We start from the raw sequence: 20,726 nt of genomic DNA, 5'->3' as shown, positions 1-20,726 counted from the left end.
TCAGGCCTTGAGGTAACGCAACACAGCGTCGCAGATCATGGCCTTGTGACGCTGTTTGACCTCATCGCTCCACAGCTCGATCTGGAATATCTCGCTGAACGTGTGGCGGTTGGAAATGCGATAAAAGCAGAACGAGCTGATCATCAGATGCAGGTCGATCGGGTGCACGCCCGCGCGGAACTCTCCGCTTTCCTCACCGCGACGCAGGATACCTTCCAGCGCCCGAATGATATTCTGGCTCTTGGCCTGAATGGTATCGGACTGCTTGACGTTTTCGCCGTTGTGAATGTTTTCGATGCAGACGATGCGCACGAAATCGACGTTGTTGTCGTGGTGATCGAAGGTGAACTCCACCACTCGATGGATTGCCTCGACAGGCTCCAGCTCGCCCAGATTCAGCTCGCTTTCGGTATTGCGGATATCGCCGTAAAGCTTTTCCAGAACCTCGACGTAGAGCTGTTCCTTGCTGCCGAAGTAGTAATAGATCATCCGCTTGGACGTCTTCGTGCGCTCGGCTATCGCATCGACGCGCGCGCCTGAAAGGCCGTGGGCGACGAATTCGGCAACGGCAGCCTGAAGGATGTCTTCGCGGGTCTTTTCAGGATTGTTCTTGCGTCCCGAGGGCCGCAACGTGACAGGTTCGAGGGCAACGGAGTCGTCGGTTGTTTTCATTGTTGGCTCATGACCACGGGTTGTACGTGGAGTATGCCGCCGAGCGTCGAGGCAGGGAAGCTGCGAGGCACCCGAGTGCCTGCAGCGACCGGTTCGATCAGATCAAACGCTCACAACCGCGCCTGACGTATTGCCACACTGCGCGCCTTGGCCATTGCGGCCAGACGCACTGCAACGTTGGCTGCGCCATACCCGACGTAGCGGTTCTTGCGCTGCAGGATCTCGAAGAAGAATCGCCCGTCGAACGCATCGGTGTAGACGTGAAACAGCTCGCCGCCGTCAGCATCGCGGTCGTACAACACGTTGTAGTAAGCCAGTTCGCTGAGGAACTCGTCATCGAAATCGAAGCGGGCCGCCAGGTCATCGTAATAGTTGAGCGGGATGTCCAGCAGCGGCACACCGGCTTCCTTGGCGCGGCTGACTTCGGCAAAGATGTCTTCGCAGGAAAACGCGATGTGGTGCACGCCCGAACCACGATAACTGGACAGCGCGTGGGAGATCGCCGTATTTCGGTTCTCTGAAATATTCAACGGCAGGCGCACGGTGCTGCAGCGGCTGCGCAAGGCGCGACTCTTGACCAGCCCGTAAGGGTCCGGGAGCACGACTTCGTCGTCGGCTTCGAAGTCCAGAATGCTCTTGTAGAACAGCACCCAGCTGTCGAGGCTGTCGGCTGGCAACGCCATGGCCATGTGATCAATGCGCTGCAGCCCGCCCTTGCCGGCTACCTGCGGGTTGATGACAAAGTCGCTGTCGTAGATCGAATCGCCCGGTGCGGCGTTGTCGACCAGATAGATCAGGCTGCCATCCGGGGCGCGCACCGATGGAATCTCGCGCTCGTTGGGGCCGACCAGACCGCGATAAGGCTGGCCTTTGAAGGCCCGCGCACGCTCCAGCGCCTGATGCCCGTCATCGACGCGTAATGCGGTCGCGCACAGCGACGGACCGTGGGCTTCGAAGAAGCTGTGAGCAAATGAATACGGTTCGGCATTAAGGACGATCTTGATATCGCCCTGCCCCAACAGGCTGACGGCCTTGGAGCGGTGCTGGCCCAGCTTGGCGAAGCCCAGTCGCTCCAGCCAGCCCGACAGGCGTGCGCCGTGGCTTTCATCGACGGCAAATTCAAGAAACTCGACGCCGTTGTAGGTGCTGGCCGGTGGCGGGCTGAACAGGATGTCGGGGATTTTTGCCTCGGCCTCGCGGGCCAGCAACTGGCGAGTCTTTTCTTCCAGATACAGCAGCGAGCGCAGACCGTCAGCCGCATTGGCGCGGGTCGGTGCCGCGCGAAAACCGTCGTTGAACACTTCCAGCGACAACGGGCCGGTGTAGCCACTGCGCAGGATCGGCGCGAGAAAGCCTGCCAGATCGAACTCACCCTGGCCGGGGAAGCAGCGGAAATGACGGCTCCATTCCAGCACGTCCATGGCCAGAATCGGCGCATCTGCCATTTGCACGAAGAAAATCTTGTCGCCCGGAATCTGCGCAATCGCGCTCGGATCACCTTTGAGCGACAAGGTGTGGAAGCTGTCGAGCAGGACACCCAGCGCCGGGTGATCCACCTGACGCACCAGATTCCAGACCTGCTGCCAGGTGTTCACATGACGCCCCCAGGCGAGCGCTTCGTAACCGACCCGCAGACCCCGCGCACCGGCGTGCTCGGCCAGCAGACTCAGGTCGTCGAGCAGGATGTTTTCGTCGCCCACCGAATCGGCGGATGCGTTACTGCAGACCAGCACCAGATCGGTGCCCAGCTCCTGCATCAAATCGAATTTGCGCTCGGCACGGTCCACGTTGCGCTGCAGGCGGTCACGGCGGCAGCCTTCGAAGTCGCGAAACGGCTGGAACAGGGTAATGGCGATGCCCAGATCGGCACACATCTGCCGCACGTTGCGAGGGCTGCCATCGTAGTAAAGAAGGTCGTTTTCGAAAATCTCGACGCCATCAAAGCCGGCTGCGGCGATGGCCTCGAGCTTTTCGGGCAGAGTACCGCTCAAGGATACGGTGGCAATTGAACGCTGCATGCTTCTAGCTCCTGAATGAACACGACCCTGACGAATCGTGACTGGACAGCACCGCATTCCTGGCCTTTCCCGGCCTTATTCAGAGGTGCCATTCAAGTATTTGCCTGTCAAAATACTACAGCAACATAAAGTGTACGAACCGGTTAGTTTTACGTTCGATTATCGAACAGAAGCCGAGTTACTTGATTGACGATGCGTGGCGCAATGCTCACCATCAGCCTCACCTTGCAGCGCAGCAGAACGTTTCGAACACCCGTTACCCGTAGCAAACCATAACAATTCAAACAACAGGAACATTGCTCATGTGCACCTCAACCGCCCCGCTCGTCAGTTCCGTTCGCCGTCCACGGTTGCAGGATCGAAGAGCCCATCCGGTCACACAATCGATCCGGCACTTCGTTTCCTGAAACAATCCAGCGCACTCGTCAGCAACAGCCTGTAAATTGTCGGCCCTGAAAACGTTTCGCAAGACCATGCCCCATGGCTTTCGAATCGCAGCGGCTTCACTGCACACGCATAACGCCTGAATCGAGTGGACTTCTCAGTCCGACTGTCGCCAGCAGCGCAGTCTTGGAACGGATGGTTAGAACATCATGCTCAATACCCAGACCAACCCTGTCGCCCAGGCCGCCCATGCGGGCATGGGCGAAAAGATTCGCGGCGCACTCGCCGTGGGCAAGACTCGCTGGGGCATGCTCGCTCTGGTGTTCTTCGCCACCACGCTGAACTACATCGACCGCGCAGCCCTCGGGGTCATGCAGCCGATTCTTGCCAAGGAAATGAGCTGGACGGCGATGGACTACGCCAACATCAACTTCTGGTTCCAGGTGGGTTACGCAGTAGGCTTCGTGCTGCAGGGCCGGTTCATCGACCGGGTCGGCGTCAAGCGTGCGTTCTTCCTGGCCGTGCTGCTGTGGAGCCTGGCGACCGGCGCACACGGTCTGGCCACTTCGGCGGCCGGCTTCATGGTCTGCCGCTTCATTCTGGGCCTGACCGAGGCCGCCAACTATCCGGCCTGCGTCAAGACCACACGCCTGTGGTTCCCGGCGGGCGAACGTGCGGTGGCCACCGGCATCTTCAACGCCGGAACCAACGTCGGCGCCATGCTGACCCCCGCCCTGCTGCCGCTGATTCTCACTGTATGGGGCTGGCAGGCCGCGTTCGTGGCAATGGGTTCGCTCGGCCTGATCTGGGTCATCATGTGGCGCCTCAAGTACTACAACCCTGAAGAACACCCCACCGTCAGCAAGAGCGAACTGGACTACATCAATCAGGAAGTCGAACCCGAGCCAGTCAAAATGCCGTTCTCGGCCATTCTAAAAATGCGCGGCACCTGGGCCTTCGCCCTGGCGTATGCGATCACTGCGCCAGTGTTCTGGTTCTACCTCTACTGGCTGCCGCCGTTCCTCAATCAGCAATACAACCTGGGCATCAGCGTCACCCAGATGGGTATCCCGCTGATCCTGATCTGGCTGACCGCAGACTTCGGCAGCATCGGCGGCGGCATCCTGTCCTCCTGGCTGATCGGCCGGGGCGTGAGGGCCACCACGGCGCGTCTGGTGTCGATGCTGATCTTCGCCATCACCATCTGCAGCGTGGTCTTCGCCGCCAACGCCAGCGGCCTGTGGGTAGCGGTTCTGGCCATTTCGCTGGCCGTCGGTGCGCACCAGGCCTGGACTGCCAACATCTGGAGCCTGGTGATGGACTACACCCCCAAGCACATGATGAGCACAGTGTTCGGCTTCGGCGGCATGTGTGCAGCAATCGGCGGCATGTTCATGACCCAGATCGTCGGCGCGGTCCTGACCGCCACCAATAACAACTACAACGTGCTGTTCACCATGATCCCGGCGATGTACTTCATCGCACTGATCTGGATGTACTTCATGGCTCCGCGCAAGGTGCCTGACCTCAAAGAATGATGGGGTGATGCACATGAGAAAGGCCCGTTCACGTGAGTGAGCGGGCCTTTTTTATCGGGTCGCATTCCTCATCAGGTCGCACTCAACTTACTGGCTCGCTGGTGTTTATGTGAGGGGCAAGACCGCGACAACTACCCGCCTTTACGCCGCTGCTGCCACGCAGCCGCCAGCCCGCTCAGGCAGATGATTGCGATACCGGCCTGCGCTGTCGGCGAGGGCATGTGGTCGAACACGATGAAACCCAGTAGACCGGCAAACACGATCTGGCAGTAACTGAACGGCGCCAGCATCGCAGGTGCGGCGAAGCGGAAGGCCTGGGTCAGCAGCAGGTGCGCGGCCATGCCGCAGGCGCCCAGCGCGAGCAGGAACGGCAGGTGTTTGAGTTCAGGCACCTCCCAGAAGAAGGGCACCAGCACGCTCATCAACAGGGTGTTGAACAACCCGGCAAAGAAGTTGCTGGTAGTCGGGCTGTCGAACGGGCTGACCAGCCGGGTCAGCAACTGATACAGCGCAAAACAGAACGCCGAAGACAGCGGCAACAGAATCGCGGGCGTGAACAACTCGCCGCCCGGATGAATGATGATCATCACCCCCATGAAACCGACGATCACGGCAATCCATTGCCCGCGCGTCACCCGCTCATGCAACAGCGGCACCGACAGCGCAGTGACCAGCAGCGGCGCGAGAAAGTTGACCGCCGTGGCCTCGGCCTGCGGAATGAACATCAGGCTGCTGGTGAACAGCAGACTGGTGCCCAGCAAAGCCAGTGCACGCAGCGCCTGCAGGCCGGGCCGCTTGGTACGCAGCACCCGCAGACCGGACGACGGCATGAAGATGCAGGCCATCAGCAGCGTGTGCACCAGATAGCGCGCCCACACCACCAGAATGATCGGATAGAAGCCGGACAGGTATTTGGAGAGTGTGTCGTGGCTGGCAAACAGAAAGGTGGCCAGCAGAATGAAACCGATCCCCTTGAGGGGTTGATTGACGCCGGACAGTGGCGTACTGGCAGTGCTCATCGGGCTTCCTTACTCAATAGTGTCGGGACTAAATACGCTGAAAACGTTCATGGCAGTGAGCATCGCAGCCTGTCTTCGCATCGTCCCGGATAAAATGTTCGAACCGGTTCATTAACGTTCGGTAATCGCCCAAAACCATGGTTTCACAATTGCAGAGCTGACCCCGGCCTTTCACTATCAGACCCAGCTTCACTGACTGAATAATTACAAAAAAGGTCTTCCATGCGCTCATCTCGTCCCTGCAAAGTCGTTTGCGGCCTCTCTGCGGCCATCGCAACCAGCCTGATACCCGCCGTCTCTCAGGCTGCCGGTTTCGTTGAAGATGCCAAGGTGAATCTGAACCTACGCAACTTCTACATCAACCGCAACTTCGTCGACCCGGCCAACGCCCAGAACTACGCCGAAGAATGGACCCAGAACTTCATCCTCGACGCCCGCTCGGGCTTCACCCAAGGCACCGTGGGTTTCGGCGTCGACGTACTGGGCCTCTATTCGCTCAAACTGGACGGCGGCAAAGGCACCGGCGGCACACAACTGCTGCCGATTCACAGCGATGGCCGTCCGGCCGACGATTTCGGGCGTCTGGCAGTCGCGGGCAAGGCACGCTTCTCCAAGACCGAACTGAAGGTCGGCGAATGGATGCCAGTGCTGCCAATCCTGCGCTCCGATGACGGACGATCCCTGCCGCAGACTTTCCAGGGCGGTCAGATCACCTCCAAGGAAATCGACGGTCTGACGCTGTACGGTGGCCAATTCCGTGGCAACAGCCCGCGCAACGACGCCAGCATGGAAGACATGTCCATGAACGGCCGCGCCGCCTTTACCTCGGATCGTTTCAACTTCGGTGGCGGCGAGTACGTCTTCAATGAGAAACGCACCCAGGTCGGCCTGTGGTACGCCGAGCTTGAAGACATCTATCACCAGCAATACGTCAACCTGCTGCACAGCCAGCCATTGGGCAGCTGGACGCTGGGTGCAAACCTCGGTTATTTCCAGGGCAAGGACGACGGTCAGTCGCTGGCAGGCGATCTGGACAACAAGACCTGGTCGGCCCTGCTCTCTGCCCGTCACGGCAGCAATACGTTCTATGTCGGTTTGCAGAAGGTCAGCGGCGACAGCGCATGGATGCGAGTCAACGGCACCAGCGGCGGCACTCTGGCCAACGACAGCTACAACTCGAGCTTCGACAACGCCCGGGAAAAATCCTGGCAACTGCGCCACGACTACGATTTCGCGGGTCTGGGCGTGCCCGGTCTGACCCTGATGAATCGCTACATCAGCGGCGAAAACGTGCACACCGGCACAATCACCGACGGCGAGGAATGGGCCCGGGAAACCGAGCTGGCCTACGTGTTCCAGAGCGGCGCGTTCAAGAGTCTGTCAGTCAAGTGGCGCAACTCGACAATGCGGCGCGACTACAGCACCAACCAGTTCGACGAAAACCGTGTGATCGTCAGCTACCCGCTCTCGCTGCTCTGACAGCGCTGGCATCACGAAAAACGCCGCCGCAGTTCAGCACTGCGGCGGCGTTTTCAATTCAAGCAATCAGTCCTTGTTCAGCGACTCCACACCCATTTCATCCCACACTTCCTCGGCCAGATGGAAGGTGGCGTTGGCCGCTGGAATGCCGCAATAGATCGCGCTCTGCATCAGCACTTCCTTGATCTCTTCGCGGGTCACGCCATTGTTTTTGGCGGCCTTGAGGTGCAGGCGCAGCTCACCTTCGCGGTTCATGCCGATCAGCATGGCGATGGTGATCAGGCTCCGGGTATGACGCGGCAGACCCGGACGTGTCCAGATGTCACCCCAGGCATGCCGGGTGATCATTTCCTGAAATTCCTCGTTGAACGGCGTCAACTTTTTCAGGCTGTTATCGACATGCGTATCGCCGAGTACGGCGCGGCGCACCTGCATGCCCGCCTGATAACGTTCGTCTTCGGTCATTGCGTGATCCTTGTGTGTTCGGCCACGGCGCGCTCGACCCAACGTCGGGCCTGGCCAAGGTAATGGGCCGGATCGAGCAAGCGATCCAGCTCGTCGGAAGAAAGTTGTGCGGTGACCTCAGGGTTTTCCCCCAGCACCTGACGCAGGTGCACGCTCTGCTCCACCGCCTGACGACAGCTCTGCTCGATCAGGTGGTGCGCGGCATCGCGGCCGATGCGCTGCGCCAGGGCAATGCTGACCGCTTCGGCCAGCACCAGCCCCCGAGTGGATTCCAGATTGACCAGCATGCGCCCGGCATCGACCTGCAGGCCTGGCACCACCTGCAATGCCTGCTGCAACGAACCGGACACCAGGCAGCAGAGTTCAGGCAAGGTTTCCCACTCGGCATGCCACAGGCCCAGACTGCGCTCGTGCTCCTGAGGCATCGCGGAGAACATCGTTGCGACCAGACCCGGCGCACGTGTCGCCGCGCCGATCATGACCGCAGCGCCCACCGGATTGCGCTTGTGCGGCATGGTCGAGGACCCGCCCTTGCCCGGCGCAGACGGCTCGAAGACTTCGCCCACTTCGGTCTGCATCAGCAGACTGACATCCCGGCCCAGCTTGCCAAGGCTGCCCGCGATCAGACCGAGCAGCGAAGCAAACTCCACCAGCCGATCCCTTTGCGTGTGCCACGGCTGCTCGGGCAAGTGCAGTTGCAGTTCCTCCGCTAGCGCTTCGGCCACTTTGAACGCCTGATCGCCGAGCGCCGCCAGACTGCCCGACGCGCCGCCGAACTGCAGGCACAGCACGCGAGGCTTGATTTCGTTCAGGCGCTGGCGGTGGCGCGTAATCGCCCCCAGCCAGCCTGCGATCTTCATGCCCAGCGTGACGGGCGTGGCCTGTTGCAGCCAGGTACGGCCGGCCAGCGGCGTCGCCTCGTGAACCTGCGCCTGTTGCGTCAAGGCGTCGCCCAATTGTCCGAGGTCGCGTTCCAGCACATCGATAGCGTCCCGGATCTGCAGAATCAGACCGCTGTCCATGACGTCCTGACTGGTCGCCCCCATGTGCACATAGCGTTCGGCCTCGGGGCTGTGCGCAGCGATGCGCTTGCCCAGCGCCTTGACCAGAGGGATCGCCGAGTTGCCTGCGTTGCCGATGGCAATCGCCAGCGCGTCGAAATCGAACAGCTCGGCGCGGCAGCTTTGCGTGATGTCTGACACCACATTTTGCGGAATCAGACCAACCCTGGCCTCGGCCCGCGCCAGCGCAGCCTCGAAATCGAGCATGCCCTGCACCCGCCCCTCGTCCGAAAAAATCCGGCGCATGTCGGGTTGTGTGAAGTACGTGTCGAAAAGTTGATTGCCCGGTCTGCTCACATCAGCGCTCCAGAGTAAAAGGTTTCAAGTGGCGTCCGAGTGGCTGACCCAGCCCTTGATCAGGACAGCCAGCGCGGCCAGTGCAGCAGGCACCACCAGCGCCGTCAGCACCTGCTCGAACGACCAGCCCAGTCCCAACAGGGTCGCACCGGCCCATGCGCCAAGAATCGCACCGAACCGGCCGATACCCAGCATCCATGACACGCCCGTGGCGCGGCCCTGAGTCGGATAAAAGCGCGCCGCCAGCGAAGGCATCGCCGACTGTGCGCCGTTGATGCACATGCCCGCGACCAGCACCAGTGTCGCCAGGACTGCGACGTTGCCGAGGCTCTGCCCGACCAGCCAGGCAAACACGCCGGCCAGTGCGTAGGCCACGCCTATCACCTTATGCGGGTTGTAACGGTCCATGGCCCAGCCGACGCCCACGGCACTGAGCACGCCACCGAACTGGAACAGCGCGCCGATGAACGCCGACTGCTCCATGCTCGCGCCGCTGTCACGCATCAACGTCGGCAGCCAGCTGGTCAGCAAGTACACGATCACCAGCCCCATGAAGTAGGTCAGCCACAGCAACAGGGTGCCCGCACTGTAAGTGCCGGAGAAAATCACTTTCAAGACATTGCGGCTGCTGACGGTCTTCTGTTCAGGAACGCTGAACGCCGTTACACCCGCGACTTCCTTCGGCGCAATCGGCGCCAGCACCTTGCGAATCCGCTCGACACCCCGGTTGCGCACCACCAGAAACCGCGCAGACTCCGGCAGCCAGACCATCAGCACCACGGCCAGGATCAGCGGCAGGATGCCGCCGAGCATCAACAGGCTGTGCCAACCCATGCTGGGAATGAGCTTGGCGGACACAAAACCGCCGCAGGCCATCCCCAGGTTGAAACCGCAGAACATGCTGGTAACCAGCAACGACTTCAGACGCTCAGGCGTGTATTCGGACAGCAGCGTGGTGGCGTTGGGCATCGCCGCACCCAGCCCCAGACCGGTGAGCAGACGCAGCACCAGCAACTGGTCGATGTTGGTGCTGTAGGCCGACGCCAGGCTGAACAGCCCGAACAGAAACACCGCCACCACCAGCACCACCTTGCGTCCGAAGCGGTCGGCCAGCGGGCCGGAACCCAGCGCGCCGAACACCATGCCGATCAGCGCGGCGCTCATCACCGGCCCCAGACTGGCGCGATCAATGCCCCAGTCCTGGCTCAGGGCCGGCGCGATGAAGCCCATCGCCGCCGTGTCCAGGCCGTCGAGAAAGACGATCAGAAAGCACAGCGCAACCACGCGCCACTGGTAACCCGACAACGGCTGGGCATTGATGAAAGCCTGAACGTCGAGCGTGCCAGTAGCAGGCCCGCGAGCGGATAGTGTCATGAACATTTCCTTTTATTTTTATAAGGTCACCTGCGCCTGCAGATGCCGTGTAGCGCACGCACATTGCTCAGAAATCGAAAAACACCGTCTCGCCTTCGCCCTGCACCCGGATATCAAAACGATAGGCCGTTTTTCCATCCACCTCGCAGCGCCGTGCAATCAGCGTTTCACGGCGTTGTGGCTGTTCGATCAGGTTGAGCACCGGGTCGACGAGATTGGCCTGTGCTTCATCGTCGAAATACAGCCGGGTCTGCAAGTGAATATTGATGCCGCGGGCGAACAGCGAAACGTTGATGTGCGAGGCCATCGGCACACCGGCAGCGTTACGCATCGAACCGGGCTTGATGGTCTTGAGAACCCACTGGCCATCGTCGGATGTGGCAGTGCGACCGAAGCCGTTGAACGGGTTCGCCGGGTTGTATTCGCTGTGATACGCGCCTTCGTGATCGGCCTGCCAGAACTCCAGATAGGCGTCGCGAATCAGGTGGCCGTTGCCATCGAAGACGTTGCCCAGCAACACGATGTGCTCACCTGGCGCGCCGGGCCTGGCCATTTCGTTCCAGATTTCCAGCTCGCGAGTCGGGTTGCCGGCCACTTGCGGTGCCAGGCCGATGTGCACATAGGGACCTGCGGTCTGCGAAGGGGTTTCCTGCAGCAATTGAACGGGCATGTCGGGCCTCCTCAGCAGTTTTCGAAGTGAGTCTTGCGCTGACCGCGCAGAACGATGTCAAAGCGATACGCAAGGCAATCCATCGGGTTGCCCATGGCCAGATCAAGCCGGGCGATCAGGCTTTGCACCGCATCGGGATTGGCGATGGATTTAACGATCGGGCAGATCGGAATCAGCGGATCGCCCTCGAAATACAGCTGGGTGATCAAACGCGTGGCAATCGACGGGCCACTGATCGACACGTGAATGTGCGCCGGACGCCAGTCGTTGGGACCGTTGCGCCAAGGGTACGGCCCGGGCTTGACGGTGCGGAAGCTGTAGTTGCCTTCGCTGTCGGTCAGTGCCCGGCCCACGCCACCGAAATTGGGGTCCATGGGCGCAAGGTACGCGTCACGCTTGTGGCGATAACGACCGCCTGCGTTGGCCTGCCAGATTTCCACCAGCGTATGGGGAATCGGCTTGCCGTACTGATCACAGACCCGACCGGCGAGCAGAATGCGCTCACCGATCGGCAGCCCGCCGTTGTTGAAATTGAGCAACAGGTCGTTGTCGTGCTGACCGAACTTCAGGTGCGAGAAATCCGGCCCGGAGGCTTCTGAGATGGATTGAGGGATGCTGACCAGTGCCTGGCGCGGTGAGCGCAGGATCGAGGTCTTGTAATCAGGCGTCAGGGCTTTGGGATGCCAGTTGCGATCACGAATGACGAAGCGGCTGTTGTCCGCGACAGACATGGCGTTCTCCTTATTGTTGGCTTTCTTATGGGCGCGCGAGCGTCGAACACGTGCGCGACAGGCTGCGGCGAAGTGTCGCGCGCTTCATGCATCCACCAACACTGAATAATTGCCTGCCATCCATAACCAAATGGTTATGTATAGGACATCTGTCGGTAGGTCTCGCCAACGACCCGAAACTCATCCACACACCACTGGGCAGCGCGTGTCAGGGGAACAGCCGGGTTGCTGCACAGCCCCACCGAACCGCCCGGCTCACGGATGCCCATGTCCAGCTCGACCAGCGTGCCGTTGTGCAACTCCTGCAGAACGGCATCCAGCGGCGCGATCCAAATGGCATCGCTGCGCTCGACGTAGCGTCGGCTCAGCGTCAGCGATAGCGTTTCAAGGCGCTGGCGCGGCGGCTGTATGCCGCATTGCACGAACAGGCTGTCGGCGAACTTGCGGATAGTGGTGCCCGCCAGCGGCAATACCAGCGGGAAATTCGCCAGGCTTTCAGGTTTGAGGGGTGCCGCCAGCAACGGATGGCCGGTACGCACCACCAGGGTCATCGACTCGTTGTACAGGTGCTCGAAGGTTAGCCCCAGTATCTGTGGACTGTCAGTCATTCGCCCGATCACCAGATCCAGTTCTCCGACACGCAGTTGCGACAACAGATAAGCGCTGGGGCCGGTCATGACGCTGATGATCAATGCCGGGTGCTGCTCGTGCAGACGCCCGACGACTTCGGGAACCAGCAGGCTCTCGGCCGTCGACAACACACCCAGACGCGCCGTGACCGTTTCGTGCTCGCCGGAGCGCAGGCTGTTCACGCCTTCGCGCAAAGCCTGAACGCTCGGCCCCGCATAGCGCATGAACGCCACACCGGCTTCGGTCAGCGCCGCGCCGGTCTTGCTGCGCACGAATAGCGTCGTTGCCAGCAGGGTTTCCAGTTCCTTGAGCGTCTTGGAAAGCGCTGGCTGGCTGATCGACAACACATCGCAGGCCCGCGCCAGACTGCCCTGGCGCGCCACTTCGAGAAAGCACACCAGATGGCGAAACTTGATTCTGGTATCGATATTCAATGCGTGTCTTGCCCTAGGGAGAAAGATGATCCGTTACGTGCTCAGAAAGGACGCCACCTGCGGCGCATCGAAAGGCCAGTCCAGCTCTTCGCCGGTGTCCACGCGACGCAGCACCGGTATCCTCAGCTCATAACGTTCGAACAGCCACTCATCCTCGCAGATGTCGCGTCGCTCAACCAGCAAACCGCACTCATCCACGAACGGCAGCAACACGGCTTGCGCGATATCGCACAAATGACAACCCAGGGTGCCGAACAGTTGGCATTCAGGAAGCATCGAACCCTCCTCGTAAAGAGCGTGACCTGCCGAAACATTCTAGGCCCGGTCCTGGATCGCGTCGAGGCGACCGACAGCCGTATCGGTGCTACAGCGGTTCAGCGGGAGCCCGCCAGTCCGGCTGTTTGAACGCGCGCTCGGAGCCGGAAATCTTGACCGATATACGGTCCAGCAGTCGTTCGGCGTTGTACTTTGTGGTCGTGCTGCTGATGGCGATGAACAACAGACCGACAAGAACGGCGGACGAAGGAATCCGCCTGGTCGCATGCTGCTCGAGGCCAAGGAGAAACAGGCAGGCCGCCGTTGAACCCAGCAGCGCCCCCGCCACCGCCTCGGCGAGCGGATGAATGAAAGGCGCGACACAAAAGACGCTGTACAGCCAGCCCAGCAGCAGTCCGGTCAGGGCACCGGGCCAGCGAAGACGCTGATCGTACTGTCGCGCCAGAAGACTCAGGCCGACGGTCAGAATCAGGCAGGTATTCATGGCATGCCCGCTGAGTACATAGATCCCCAGACTCTCGATCGCCACCCCCCAGCCCTTGAACAGTACTTTGCTGATCACCACCATCGAGTAGGCTACAAAGAGCGTCGCCATCCACAACAAGGCCGAACGCTTCGAGCGGGCGGTCCATAGCCAGGCAGCGATCACCAGTGCTGCGGGCAGCATGACCGTAATCCCGCCATAAGGGGTAAACAGCTGTGGGCCCATCCGCAAGTCTCCTCGATCCGGCCGTCCGTTCAACGACGTATCTCAGCAGAACCCTGCCTCTGGGCGCCATGTAAAAATTTCTATGCACCCACCTTCGCCGCGCCAGTTCTAAAGCGCCGTTTACCAAACGCATTGGCGCGGTCCAGCACCGGCTTCTCGAAACAGCGATAACCAACCCAGCCGTAGCACAGGGTGGCCGCCACCATCAGGCCCGCGAAGAACAGGTTGTCCAGATAGCTCTCGGGCCATGCGCCCACCCCATTCCAGATGCGCCCGATCACTCCCAGCACCAGCAGATGAGACAGGTAGATGGTGTAGGACATGTCGCCCACGACCACCAGCGGCGTCGGCACGAAGATCTTTTGTCGTCTCTCCAGCAGCGCCAGGGTCAGCACCAGCAGACCGAACGTGCCGCCCACCATCAGCATGCGCAGCAAACCCTGACTGTCGTAGAGCCGATAGGTCGCAATCAACGGAACACCTGCCAGCAAGGCAACAGCCAGCAACCCCCAGACAGCAGCCGTCGGCAGGCGCGCGCTGTGACGGCTGTAGAAGAACAGCGCCAGCGCCACGCCGATGATGAACTCCAGCGAATAGGGATGCAGGATGATCTTCAATGCCGACGACTGATTCTGCCAGTCCTGCAAGAGGTTGAACGCCACGATGATCAACGCCCAGCCCGCCATCAGCCAAGGCAGATGACGTTCCTTGAACAGCAGCAGACCGGTAAATACCAGGTAGAACCAAAGCTCGAACAGCAGCGACCAGGCGACCATCACCAGCAGCACCTTGTCGTTGGGCAACAACAGGAACGACATCAGCAGGTTCGACGAGCCATGACCGCTGTTGACCAGACCCGGCTGCACCAGAAAGACCCCGAGCGTGATGAAGAAATACAGCCAGTAGGTCGGATAGATCCGCGACACCCGGTTGAACAGAAAGCGCTGAGCCTCAACGCCACTCTGGAACCGGCCACGACTGACGATCACCATCACGAAGCCGCTGATGACGAAAAACAGGTCGACACCGAGCTGAAAGAAATCCAGCGAAGGTGGCAGCAAGGTATCGCCACCGGAAAACCGCGCCTCGATCGGCATCATGTGAAACAGCACCACACCCAGAACGGCCAGGCCCCTCAATCCTTGCAGCGAGTACAACCGCTCCATGCCCCTCTCCAATCACTGACCGACGCTGCGCCGGTACTTCCAGAACGACCCCGAACGAGTCGGGTCTTGTCAAACGCTGCACGGGCAAGCGGATACGCACGTTTTTCCTGTAGGTCCGGTGTTTGCTGCGCGACAGCGCTGTGTCAAAGACATAGAGGCATCTACCACAGTTCGTTGCGTCCTGCACAACGAGCATAGCCAAACGCAGCCATTATGAAACACCTGCGCGAGCCTCCCGTTTTTTTCTCGCGGCTTGCGCTTATGGAGTAAGGTTGTCCACCGGTAATCTGCCGATGCGCCGATCTGGCGCAAATGCCTGTACGCCACGCACCAGCACAAGGCGAAAGCCGCGTCGCCACGCGATGTGCGTCGACGCAGCAATTGAAGTGAACCTTCGCCAATTCCCTGTACTCGAAACATCCATACGCCACCAAACGGAGAAAACCATGCCTCGCCAAACCGCACAGAATGCTCAGGAAATCTTGATGGCAGACTTTCAGGTCCTGGTCGCCGACACCGAGAAGCTGCTGGCACATACGGCAACCCTCGCGGGTGATCAGGCAGATGAACTGCGTGCCCAGATTCAGGAAAGCCTGCTGCGTGCCAAAGAGACGCTCAAGCAGACTGAAGAATCCCTGCGCGAGCGTGGCGAAGCAGCAATCGTCGCAACCGAAGAATACGTACAGAACAATCCATGGCAATCGGTCGGCCTGGCCGCCGGTGCCGGTTTCCTGATCGGCCTGCTGGCCACAAGGCGCTAATACCATGACTTCGGGAACGGAATCAGGTCCGCCCCACGCGGACCACGGCTCTTCACCGCGGCGCCTGGGTGCCGCTTTTCTGGGCTTGCTGCACAGCCATGTCGAGCTGTTCGGCATCGAATTGCAGGAGCAGAAGGCGCGTACTGTCAGTCTTTTGCTGTTCGCGGGTCTGGCACTGGTGTTCGGTCTGCTGCTGCTCACCGGGCTGTCGGCACTGCTGCTGATTGTGTTGTGGGACAGTTACAGGCTGGCCGGCATCATCGGCCTGTGCACGTTCTACTTCCTGGCTGCGGTGTTCTGTGGACTTCGCTTGAAGGCTGCCATCTTCGACGAATCCTCGCCGTTCCATGCGACTCTCGAAGAACTGGCCAACGACCGTGAGCGACTGATGCCATGAGCGAACCCAAATCCCATCAGGGCAACACCCGTCGCGAACTGCGCAAGGCGCTGATCCGTCTGCGCATGGAAATGCATCGCCAGGAAATACGCCACGAATCCACCACGCTGCTGCAGCCCCTGCAACGCTTCAGGGGCCTGCGTCACGACTGGAAAAGTGCGCTGGGCATTCGCCATGCGCCACTGTGGGGAGTGGGTTCGGTCGCGCTGCTGGGCTTTCTCAGCGGCAAGCGGGCCAAGACCGGGCGCACCAGCTTCCTTGGCAAGCTGCTCAAGCTGGGCATCACGCTCACACCGCTGATCAAGGTCGCTCTGCAGAGTCGCGCGCGCAAACGCTGAGACACCTGTTGGCTGCATTCTTGCTAACTCCTGCCAAGTAACATTTCGCCCGCTGTGAACACTCACAGCGGGCGGCTTGCGTTTACCTCCCTCCCTAACGCTCATTCCAACTTCACTAAGGAAGGCCACGTGATTTCAGGGCAACCCCTTGCCTGCTTCCAGCCGTTCATTGACACCGCCACTGGCCGCATAGCAGGCGTCGAGGCGCTTGGCCGACTGCGCGACAGCGAAGGACGGCTGCATTCGGTCGGACCGCTGTTCAACGACCCGCAGGTGCCGGCCGCCGAACTGCGGCGACTTGACCGCCTGATTCGTGACCACGCCTTGAGTCGTCTGCATGAAGCTCCCGAGGACTGGTTTCTCAGCCTGAATATTTCCCCCCGCTGGATCAGCCGACTGCGGCCCGGCCAGGCTCTGCCGAGCCTCGCGCAACTGGTGCAGCATCATGTTCCTGCTGAACGTGTGGTGTTTGAAATCACCGAGCTGGGCGGCGACATTCAGCGTCTGAGCGAGGTTGTAGAGCGTTATCGCGAGGCGGGCGCGCGCATCGCGATCGATGACTTCGGCGCAGGTTATTCGCAACTGGACCGGGTTCTGGCGTTGCAACCGGATATCCTCAAACTCGACATGCGCCTGTTTCAGGCTGCTGCAAAGGGCGGCCCGAGCAGCGATGTGGTCAAGGCGCTCGCGCTGATGGCGGAAAAGACCGGCTGCTGGATCATTGCCGAAGGTGTCGAGACCGAAGCCCAATTGCACTTCGCTCTGGAGTGCGGAGCACGTTACGTTCAGGGCTACCTGTTCGCGAAAGGCGAGCTGGAATTCTTCGCGGCCGACGCCTTCGTGGCCCGATTCGCCGAGCTGCGCGATCGCTATGTGTTGCGCAAGGTGGCCGAACGGGCACGCCTGATGGACCTGCGCCAGCGTCTCGCCATTCTGATGGACAGCCTGCAGCGCTGGGCGCAGACACAGGCGCCGATCAGCGCACTGCCGCAATTGCACGATTATCCCTGGCTGCTGCGGTTCTATCAGTGCGACCGCCACGGCACGCAGTTGACGCCCAACCTGGAATGGCGAGACGGTGCCTGGCATGCCGATGCGCGCTACCTGGGGCACAACTGGTCGTGGCGTCCGTACTTCTACCATCTTCTGGCCGAGGGCTGGCACGAACGCCGTCTGACCCTGTCGAACACCTACCGCGACGCCACCACTAACCAGTATTGCCTGACGGCAGGCCAGTTCTTCGACAACGGCACGCGTCTGCTTCTCATCGATATCGACGCCGCCGGCATGTGAAGGCCTTGCGGCCAGCGCGCCGAACCGGGAAGCTAGGCCAATACGACTGACGGAGTGACCGCCTTGGATTGGCAAACCCTGCTTAACCGCGAACGACTCGGCAAGACCCTGCACAGCCCCGAGGAACTGGGGCGCAGCCCATTCCACAAGGACCATGACCGCATCATCTTCTCAGGTGCCTTCCGGCGTCTGGGACGCAAGACCCAGGTCCATCCGGTCTCCAGCAATGACCATATCCACACCCGCCTGACCCATTCGCTGGAAGTCAGTTGCGTGGGTCGCTCGCTGGGCATGCGGGTCGGTGAAACCCTGCGCAGCGCCCTGCCCGACTGGTGCGACCCCAGCGATCTGGGCATGGTAATCCAGTCAGCGTGCCTGGCCCATGACATCGGCAATCCTCCCTTCGGGCATTCGGGTGAAGACGCGATCCGCAACTGGTTCAACCAGGCAGCGGGCCGTGGCTGGCTCGATGCGATGAGCGAAACCGAGCGCAACGACTTCCTCAACTTCGAAGGCAATGCGCAGGGCTTTCGCGTACTCACGCAGCTGGAGTATCACCAGTTCGACGGAGGCACCCGGCTGACCTACGCCACGCTGGGTACCTACCTGAAGTACCCGTGGACCGCGCGGCATGCCGACTCGCTGGGCTACAAGAAGCACAAGTTCGGCTGCTACCAGAGCGAACTGCCGATTCTCGAGCAGATTGCCAACAAGCTCGGCCTGCCGCAGTTGGAAGAGCAGCGCTGGGCACGTCATCCGCTGGTTTACCTGATGGAAGCCGCCGATGACATCTGCTACGCCCTGATCGACCTTGAGGACGGTCTGGAAATGGACCTGCTCGATTACGCCGAAGTGGAAGCCCTGCTGCTGGGGCTGGTGGGCGATGACCTGCCGGAAACCTACCGTCAACTGGGCCCGTCGGACTCGCGGCGACGCAAGCTGGCGATCCTGCGCGGCAAGGCCATCGAGCACCTGACCAATGCCGCGGCCCGCGCGTTTGTCGAGCAGCAGGATGCCCTGCTGGCCGGCACGCTTCAGGGCGATCTGGTGGAGCACATGCATGGTCCGGCCAAGCGCTGCGTGTTGAGCGCCAAGGACATGGCCCGCAAGAAGATCTTTCAGGACAAGCGCAAGACCCTGCACGAGATTGGCGCCTATACCACGCTGGAAATTCTCCTTAACGCTTTTTGCGGCGCTGCGGTGGAGCAGTTCGGTGGCCGTACGCCCTCGTTCAAGCACCGGCGCATTCTCGATCTGCTGGGCAACAGCGCGCCCGATCCGAAGGCGCCGCTGCATGCTTCGTTTCTGCGCATGATCGACTTCATTGCCGGCATGACCGACAGCTACGCAACCGAGATGGCCCGAGAAATGACGGGCCGATCCGCGCAGTTCTGAGGGCGGGTACCGGGCGAGCAGAGCCACCCGAAACCGGTGCTCGCTCGCTCGGCCGTGGACTTCACCGCACCTCAACTTCAGAAACGTCCTACACACCTGCCAGACGCGTCTTATCGCAGCGTTTTCGACACACCCCAATAATCCCGGCACTTCATGGCCGAACCGGTAAGCCATCCAGCTGCCTGCGGCACCTTCGGGAACCGCACGATACCTGTCGACCCGGCTCGAACCGCCCCTGCCTCGTCCCAGCCGGTAACCTCATGTTCAAGCACAACCTGCGAATCCTGCTGGTGGAGGATCATCCCTTTCAGTTGATCGCCACCCAGATACTGCTCAACAACCAGGGATATTTTCTGCTGACCCCCGTTCTGACGGCCAGCGAGGCCATGGCTGCCATGGAACGCAGTCCAGAACCCTACGACCTCATTCTGTGTGACCAGAGGCTCCCCGACCTCGATGGTCTGGATCTGATCGAAAAGGCCTGGAAGCGCGGGCTGATCCGGCATGCCGTGCTGCTCAGCGGGCTTGCGGCACAGCAACTGCTTGACCTCGAACAGCTTGCCATCCAGCTGGGTCTGCCAATGCTTGGCTGCCTGAGCAAGCCACTGAACGGCCCGGTTCTTGTCCACCTGCTGAACGGCGTTTCAGGTTCGCAATGACACTGTGCAACAGGTCGTCGCACCGACCTTTGGATGAACGCTCAGACGTTATGACTTACTGCACATCCGTATTGTAGGAATAATACTATAGACGCGACGGCTAATTCCCAAACGCAATAAACACGCCCTGAAAACCTAACTAACCCCCAGAATAAAGCGCGAAATCTTTTTAAACATGGAGCGTTCAAAGTAGGCTTTTACGTACTCCGAGACTCTAATTACTGTAGGAACTTTCCTATATATACGTGCCGACCACGTCTCTTCATGGGCCTGCCCGAACATCTGAGCTAAGGTGCGCGCTTTCTTCGCTGCTTGTATGGATTTAAATATGAACTCAGTTTTTATCATCGACGACCACCCTGTTGTTCGACTGGCCGTGAGAATGCTGCTGGAGAACGAAAACTACGAGGTCGTCGGTGAAACCGATAATGGCGTTGACGCCATGCAGATGGTCCGTGAATGCATGCCCGACCTGATCATTCTGGACATCAGCATTCCCAAGCTCGACGGCCTGGAGGTACTGGCCCGCTTCAACACCATGGGCCTGCCGTCGAAAATCCTGGTCCTCACTTCACAGACCCCGAAACTGTTCGCGATACGCTGCATGCAATCCGGCGCAGCGGGCTATGTCTGCAAACAGGAGGACCTCAGTGAATTGCTCAGTTCGGTGAAAGCGGTATTATCCGGCTACAATTACTTCCCCAGCCAGGCATTGACGCCTGCCGTTCGCGAAGATGGTCAACCGAGCGAAATCGAGTTGTTCAAGTTGGTCAATGATCGCGAACTGATGGTCTTGCAACTCTTTGCCCAGGGCCGCTCCAACAAGGAAATCGCCAAGGGCATGTTTCTCAGCAACAAGACTGTCAGCACCTACAAGACACGGCTGATGCAAAAACTGAAAACAAGAACCTTGGTAGAACTTATCGAGATGGCGAAACGCAACGCGCTAGTGTGAGAGAC

General features: G+C 60.3%; 21 protein-coding genes. 9 read left to right on the top strand and 12 right to left on the bottom strand.

From position 1 onward, the window contains the following. Positions 1-672 carry a TetR/AcrR family transcriptional regulator gene (locus CFBP1590_RS10730; RefSeq protein WP_004885584.1) on the bottom strand — a complete coding sequence of 224 codons (672 nt, stop codon included), beginning with the start codon at positions 670-672 and terminating at the stop codon, positions 1-3. A gap of 110 nt (positions 673-782) precedes the next feature. Next, a complete protein-coding gene (gene quiC, locus CFBP1590_RS10725; protein WP_088234991.1) occupies positions 783-2,690 on the bottom strand; it encodes a 3-dehydroshikimate dehydratase QuiC in 1,908 nt (635 codons plus the stop codon). A gap of 593 nt (positions 2,691-3,283) precedes the next feature. Between quiC and CFBP1590_RS10720 the strand changes: the two genes are divergently transcribed. Beyond that, on the top strand, positions 3,284-4,612 hold the full coding sequence (locus CFBP1590_RS10720) for an MFS transporter (protein WP_004885587.1): 1,329 nt from the start codon (positions 3,284-3,286) through the stop codon (positions 4,610-4,612). A gap of 131 nt (positions 4,613-4,743) precedes the next feature. Here the strand turns inward: CFBP1590_RS10720 and CFBP1590_RS10715 are convergent, their stop codons facing one another. Continuing rightward, positions 4,744-5,631 (bottom strand): DMT family transporter, encoded by an 888-nt coding sequence (locus tag CFBP1590_RS10715; RefSeq protein ID WP_029243673.1) that lies wholly within the window; start codon positions 5,629-5,631, stop codon positions 4,744-4,746. Positions 5,632-5,853: 222 nt separating this feature from the next. Between CFBP1590_RS10715 and CFBP1590_RS10710 the strand changes: the two genes are divergently transcribed. Further along, positions 5,854-7,110 carry an OprD family porin gene (locus tag CFBP1590_RS10710; RefSeq protein WP_029243672.1) on the top strand — a complete coding sequence of 419 codons (1,257 nt, stop codon included), beginning with the start codon at positions 5,854-5,856 and terminating at the stop codon, positions 7,108-7,110. 66 nt (positions 7,111-7,176) lie between these two features. Here the strand turns inward: CFBP1590_RS10710 and pcaC are convergent, their stop codons facing one another. From pcaC to CFBP1590_RS10665, 9 genes are all read right to left on the bottom strand, one after another. Beyond that, entirely contained in the window at positions 7,177-7,575 is a 399-nt protein-coding gene (pcaC, locus tag CFBP1590_RS10705; RefSeq protein ID WP_029243671.1) for a 4-carboxymuconolactone decarboxylase, read from the bottom strand. Then, a complete protein-coding gene (locus tag CFBP1590_RS10700) occupies positions 7,572-8,933 on the bottom strand; it encodes a 3-carboxy-cis,cis-muconate cycloisomerase (RefSeq protein WP_088234990.1) in 1,362 nt (453 codons plus the stop codon). The genes pcaC and CFBP1590_RS10700 overlap by 4 nt, the downstream gene beginning before the upstream one ends. Before the next feature lie 24 nt (positions 8,934-8,957). Next, a complete protein-coding gene (gene pcaK, locus CFBP1590_RS10695) occupies positions 8,958-10,307 on the bottom strand; it encodes a 4-hydroxybenzoate transporter PcaK (protein WP_088234989.1) in 1,350 nt (449 codons plus the stop codon). Positions 10,308-10,374: 67 nt separating this feature from the next. Continuing rightward, complete coding sequence (pcaG, locus tag CFBP1590_RS10690) at positions 10,375-10,977, bottom strand: protocatechuate 3,4-dioxygenase subunit alpha (RefSeq protein WP_029243668.1); 603 nt, start codon at positions 10,975-10,977, stop codon at positions 10,375-10,377. An 11-nt stretch (positions 10,978-10,988) separates the two neighbouring features. Then, positions 10,989-11,708, bottom strand: coding sequence for a protocatechuate 3,4-dioxygenase subunit beta (pcaH, locus tag CFBP1590_RS10685; RefSeq protein ID WP_029243667.1), 720 nt, complete (start codon positions 11,706-11,708; stop codon positions 10,989-10,991). 134 nt (positions 11,709-11,842) lie between these two features. After that, positions 11,843-12,772 carry a pca operon transcription factor PcaQ gene (gene pcaQ / locus CFBP1590_RS10680; protein WP_029243666.1) on the bottom strand — a complete coding sequence of 310 codons (930 nt, stop codon included), beginning with the start codon at positions 12,770-12,772 and terminating at the stop codon, positions 11,843-11,845. 33 nt (positions 12,773-12,805) lie between these two features. Continuing rightward, on the bottom strand, positions 12,806-13,048 hold the full coding sequence (locus tag CFBP1590_RS10675) for a glutaredoxin family protein (protein ID WP_004885604.1): 243 nt from the start codon (positions 13,046-13,048) through the stop codon (positions 12,806-12,808). A gap of 88 nt (positions 13,049-13,136) precedes the next feature. Then, on the bottom strand, positions 13,137-13,757 hold the full coding sequence (locus CFBP1590_RS10670; RefSeq protein WP_058431184.1) for a hypothetical protein: 621 nt from the start codon (positions 13,755-13,757) through the stop codon (positions 13,137-13,139). An 80-nt stretch (positions 13,758-13,837) separates the two neighbouring features. After that, the gene (locus CFBP1590_RS10665; protein WP_088234988.1) at positions 13,838-14,923 is read right to left on the bottom strand and encodes an acyltransferase family protein; all 1,086 of its coding nucleotides are present in this window, start codon (positions 14,921-14,923) and stop codon (positions 13,838-13,840) included. Positions 14,924-15,369: 446 nt separating this feature from the next. Here CFBP1590_RS10665 and CFBP1590_RS10660 point away from each other — a divergent pair, with 446 nt between their 5' ends. The 7 genes from CFBP1590_RS10660 (at position 15,370) to CFBP1590_RS10630 (ending at position 20,721) form a co-directional block, all read left to right on the top strand. Continuing rightward, on the top strand, positions 15,370-15,684 hold the full coding sequence (locus CFBP1590_RS10660) for an ElaB/YgaM/YqjD family protein (protein WP_025994956.1): 315 nt from the start codon (positions 15,370-15,372) through the stop codon (positions 15,682-15,684). A gap of 4 nt (positions 15,685-15,688) precedes the next feature. Then, positions 15,689-16,081, top strand: a complete 393-nt coding sequence (locus tag CFBP1590_RS10655) for a phage holin family protein (protein WP_088234987.1) — start codon at positions 15,689-15,691, stop codon at positions 16,079-16,081. Further along, positions 16,078-16,419: a hypothetical protein gene (locus tag CFBP1590_RS10650; protein WP_004885622.1), complete on the top strand. Its 342-nt coding sequence runs from the start codon at positions 16,078-16,080 to the stop codon at positions 16,417-16,419. The genes CFBP1590_RS10655 and CFBP1590_RS10650 overlap by 4 nt, the downstream gene beginning before the upstream one ends. Positions 16,420-16,548: 129 nt before the next feature. Continuing rightward, positions 16,549-17,712 (top strand): EAL domain-containing protein, encoded by a 1,164-nt coding sequence (locus CFBP1590_RS10645; protein WP_088234986.1) that lies wholly within the window; start codon positions 16,549-16,551, stop codon positions 17,710-17,712. 63 nt (positions 17,713-17,775) lie between these two features. Then, on the top strand, positions 17,776-19,107 hold the full coding sequence (locus tag CFBP1590_RS10640; protein WP_025994954.1) for a deoxyguanosinetriphosphate triphosphohydrolase: 1,332 nt from the start codon (positions 17,776-17,778) through the stop codon (positions 19,105-19,107). Between the two features lie 260 nt (positions 19,108-19,367). Beyond that, positions 19,368-19,766, top strand: coding sequence for a response regulator (locus tag CFBP1590_RS10635; protein WP_029243662.1), 399 nt, complete (start codon positions 19,368-19,370; stop codon positions 19,764-19,766). Between the two features lie 328 nt (positions 19,767-20,094). After that, a complete protein-coding gene (locus CFBP1590_RS10630) occupies positions 20,095-20,721 on the top strand; it encodes a response regulator transcription factor (protein ID WP_004885634.1) in 627 nt (208 codons plus the stop codon). Positions 20,722-20,726 lie beyond the last annotated feature (5 nt).

The organism is Pseudomonas viridiflava, from assembly GCF_900184295.1.
GTDB classification, from domain to species: domain Bacteria; phylum Pseudomonadota; class Gammaproteobacteria; order Pseudomonadales; family Pseudomonadaceae; genus Aquipseudomonas; species Aquipseudomonas viridiflava.
This window is presented reverse-complemented; position numbering and strand designations above follow the sequence as displayed.

Coding starts and splice junctions, on each gene's coding strand:
- CFBP1590_RS10730 (WP_004885584.1), bottom strand. CDS start 672: ATGAAAACAACCGACGACTCCGTTGCCCTCGAACCTGTCACGTTGCGG.
- quiC (WP_088234991.1), bottom strand. CDS start 2,690: ATGCAGCGTTCAATTGCCACCGTATCCTTGAGCGGTACTCTGCCCGAA.
- CFBP1590_RS10720 (WP_004885587.1), top strand. CDS start 3,284: ATGCTCAATACCCAGACCAACCCTGTCGCCCAGGCCGCCCATGCGGGC.
- CFBP1590_RS10715 (WP_029243673.1), bottom strand. CDS start 5,631: ATGAGCACTGCCAGTACGCCACTGTCCGGCGTCAATCAACCCCTCAAG.
- CFBP1590_RS10710 (WP_029243672.1), top strand. CDS start 5,854: ATGCGCTCATCTCGTCCCTGCAAAGTCGTTTGCGGCCTCTCTGCGGCC.
- pcaC (WP_029243671.1), bottom strand. CDS start 7,575: ATGACCGAAGACGAACGTTATCAGGCGGGCATGCAGGTGCGCCGCGCC.
- pcaK (WP_088234989.1), bottom strand. CDS start 10,307: ATGACACTATCCGCTCGCGGGCCTGCTACTGGCACGCTCGACGTTCAG.
- pcaG (WP_029243668.1), bottom strand. CDS start 10,977: ATGCCCGTTCAATTGCTGCAGGAAACCCCTTCGCAGACCGCAGGTCCC.
- pcaH (WP_029243667.1), bottom strand. CDS start 11,708: ATGTCTGTCGCGGACAACAGCCGCTTCGTCATTCGTGATCGCAACTGG.
- CFBP1590_RS10675 (WP_004885604.1), bottom strand. CDS start 13,048: ATGCTTCCTGAATGCCAACTGTTCGGCACCCTGGGTTGTCATTTGTGC.
- CFBP1590_RS10670 (WP_058431184.1), bottom strand. CDS start 13,757: ATGGGCCCACAGCTGTTTACCCCTTATGGCGGGATTACGGTCATGCTG.
- CFBP1590_RS10665 (WP_088234988.1), bottom strand. CDS start 14,923: ATGGAGCGGTTGTACTCGCTGCAAGGATTGAGGGGCCTGGCCGTTCTG.
- CFBP1590_RS10660 (WP_025994956.1), top strand. CDS start 15,370: ATGCCTCGCCAAACCGCACAGAATGCTCAGGAAATCTTGATGGCAGAC.
- CFBP1590_RS10655 (WP_088234987.1), top strand. CDS start 15,689: ATGACTTCGGGAACGGAATCAGGTCCGCCCCACGCGGACCACGGCTCT.
- CFBP1590_RS10650 (WP_004885622.1), top strand. CDS start 16,078: ATGAGCGAACCCAAATCCCATCAGGGCAACACCCGTCGCGAACTGCGC.
- CFBP1590_RS10635 (WP_029243662.1), top strand. CDS start 19,368: ATGTTCAAGCACAACCTGCGAATCCTGCTGGTGGAGGATCATCCCTTT.
- CFBP1590_RS10630 (WP_004885634.1), top strand. CDS start 20,095: ATGAACTCAGTTTTTATCATCGACGACCACCCTGTTGTTCGACTGGCC.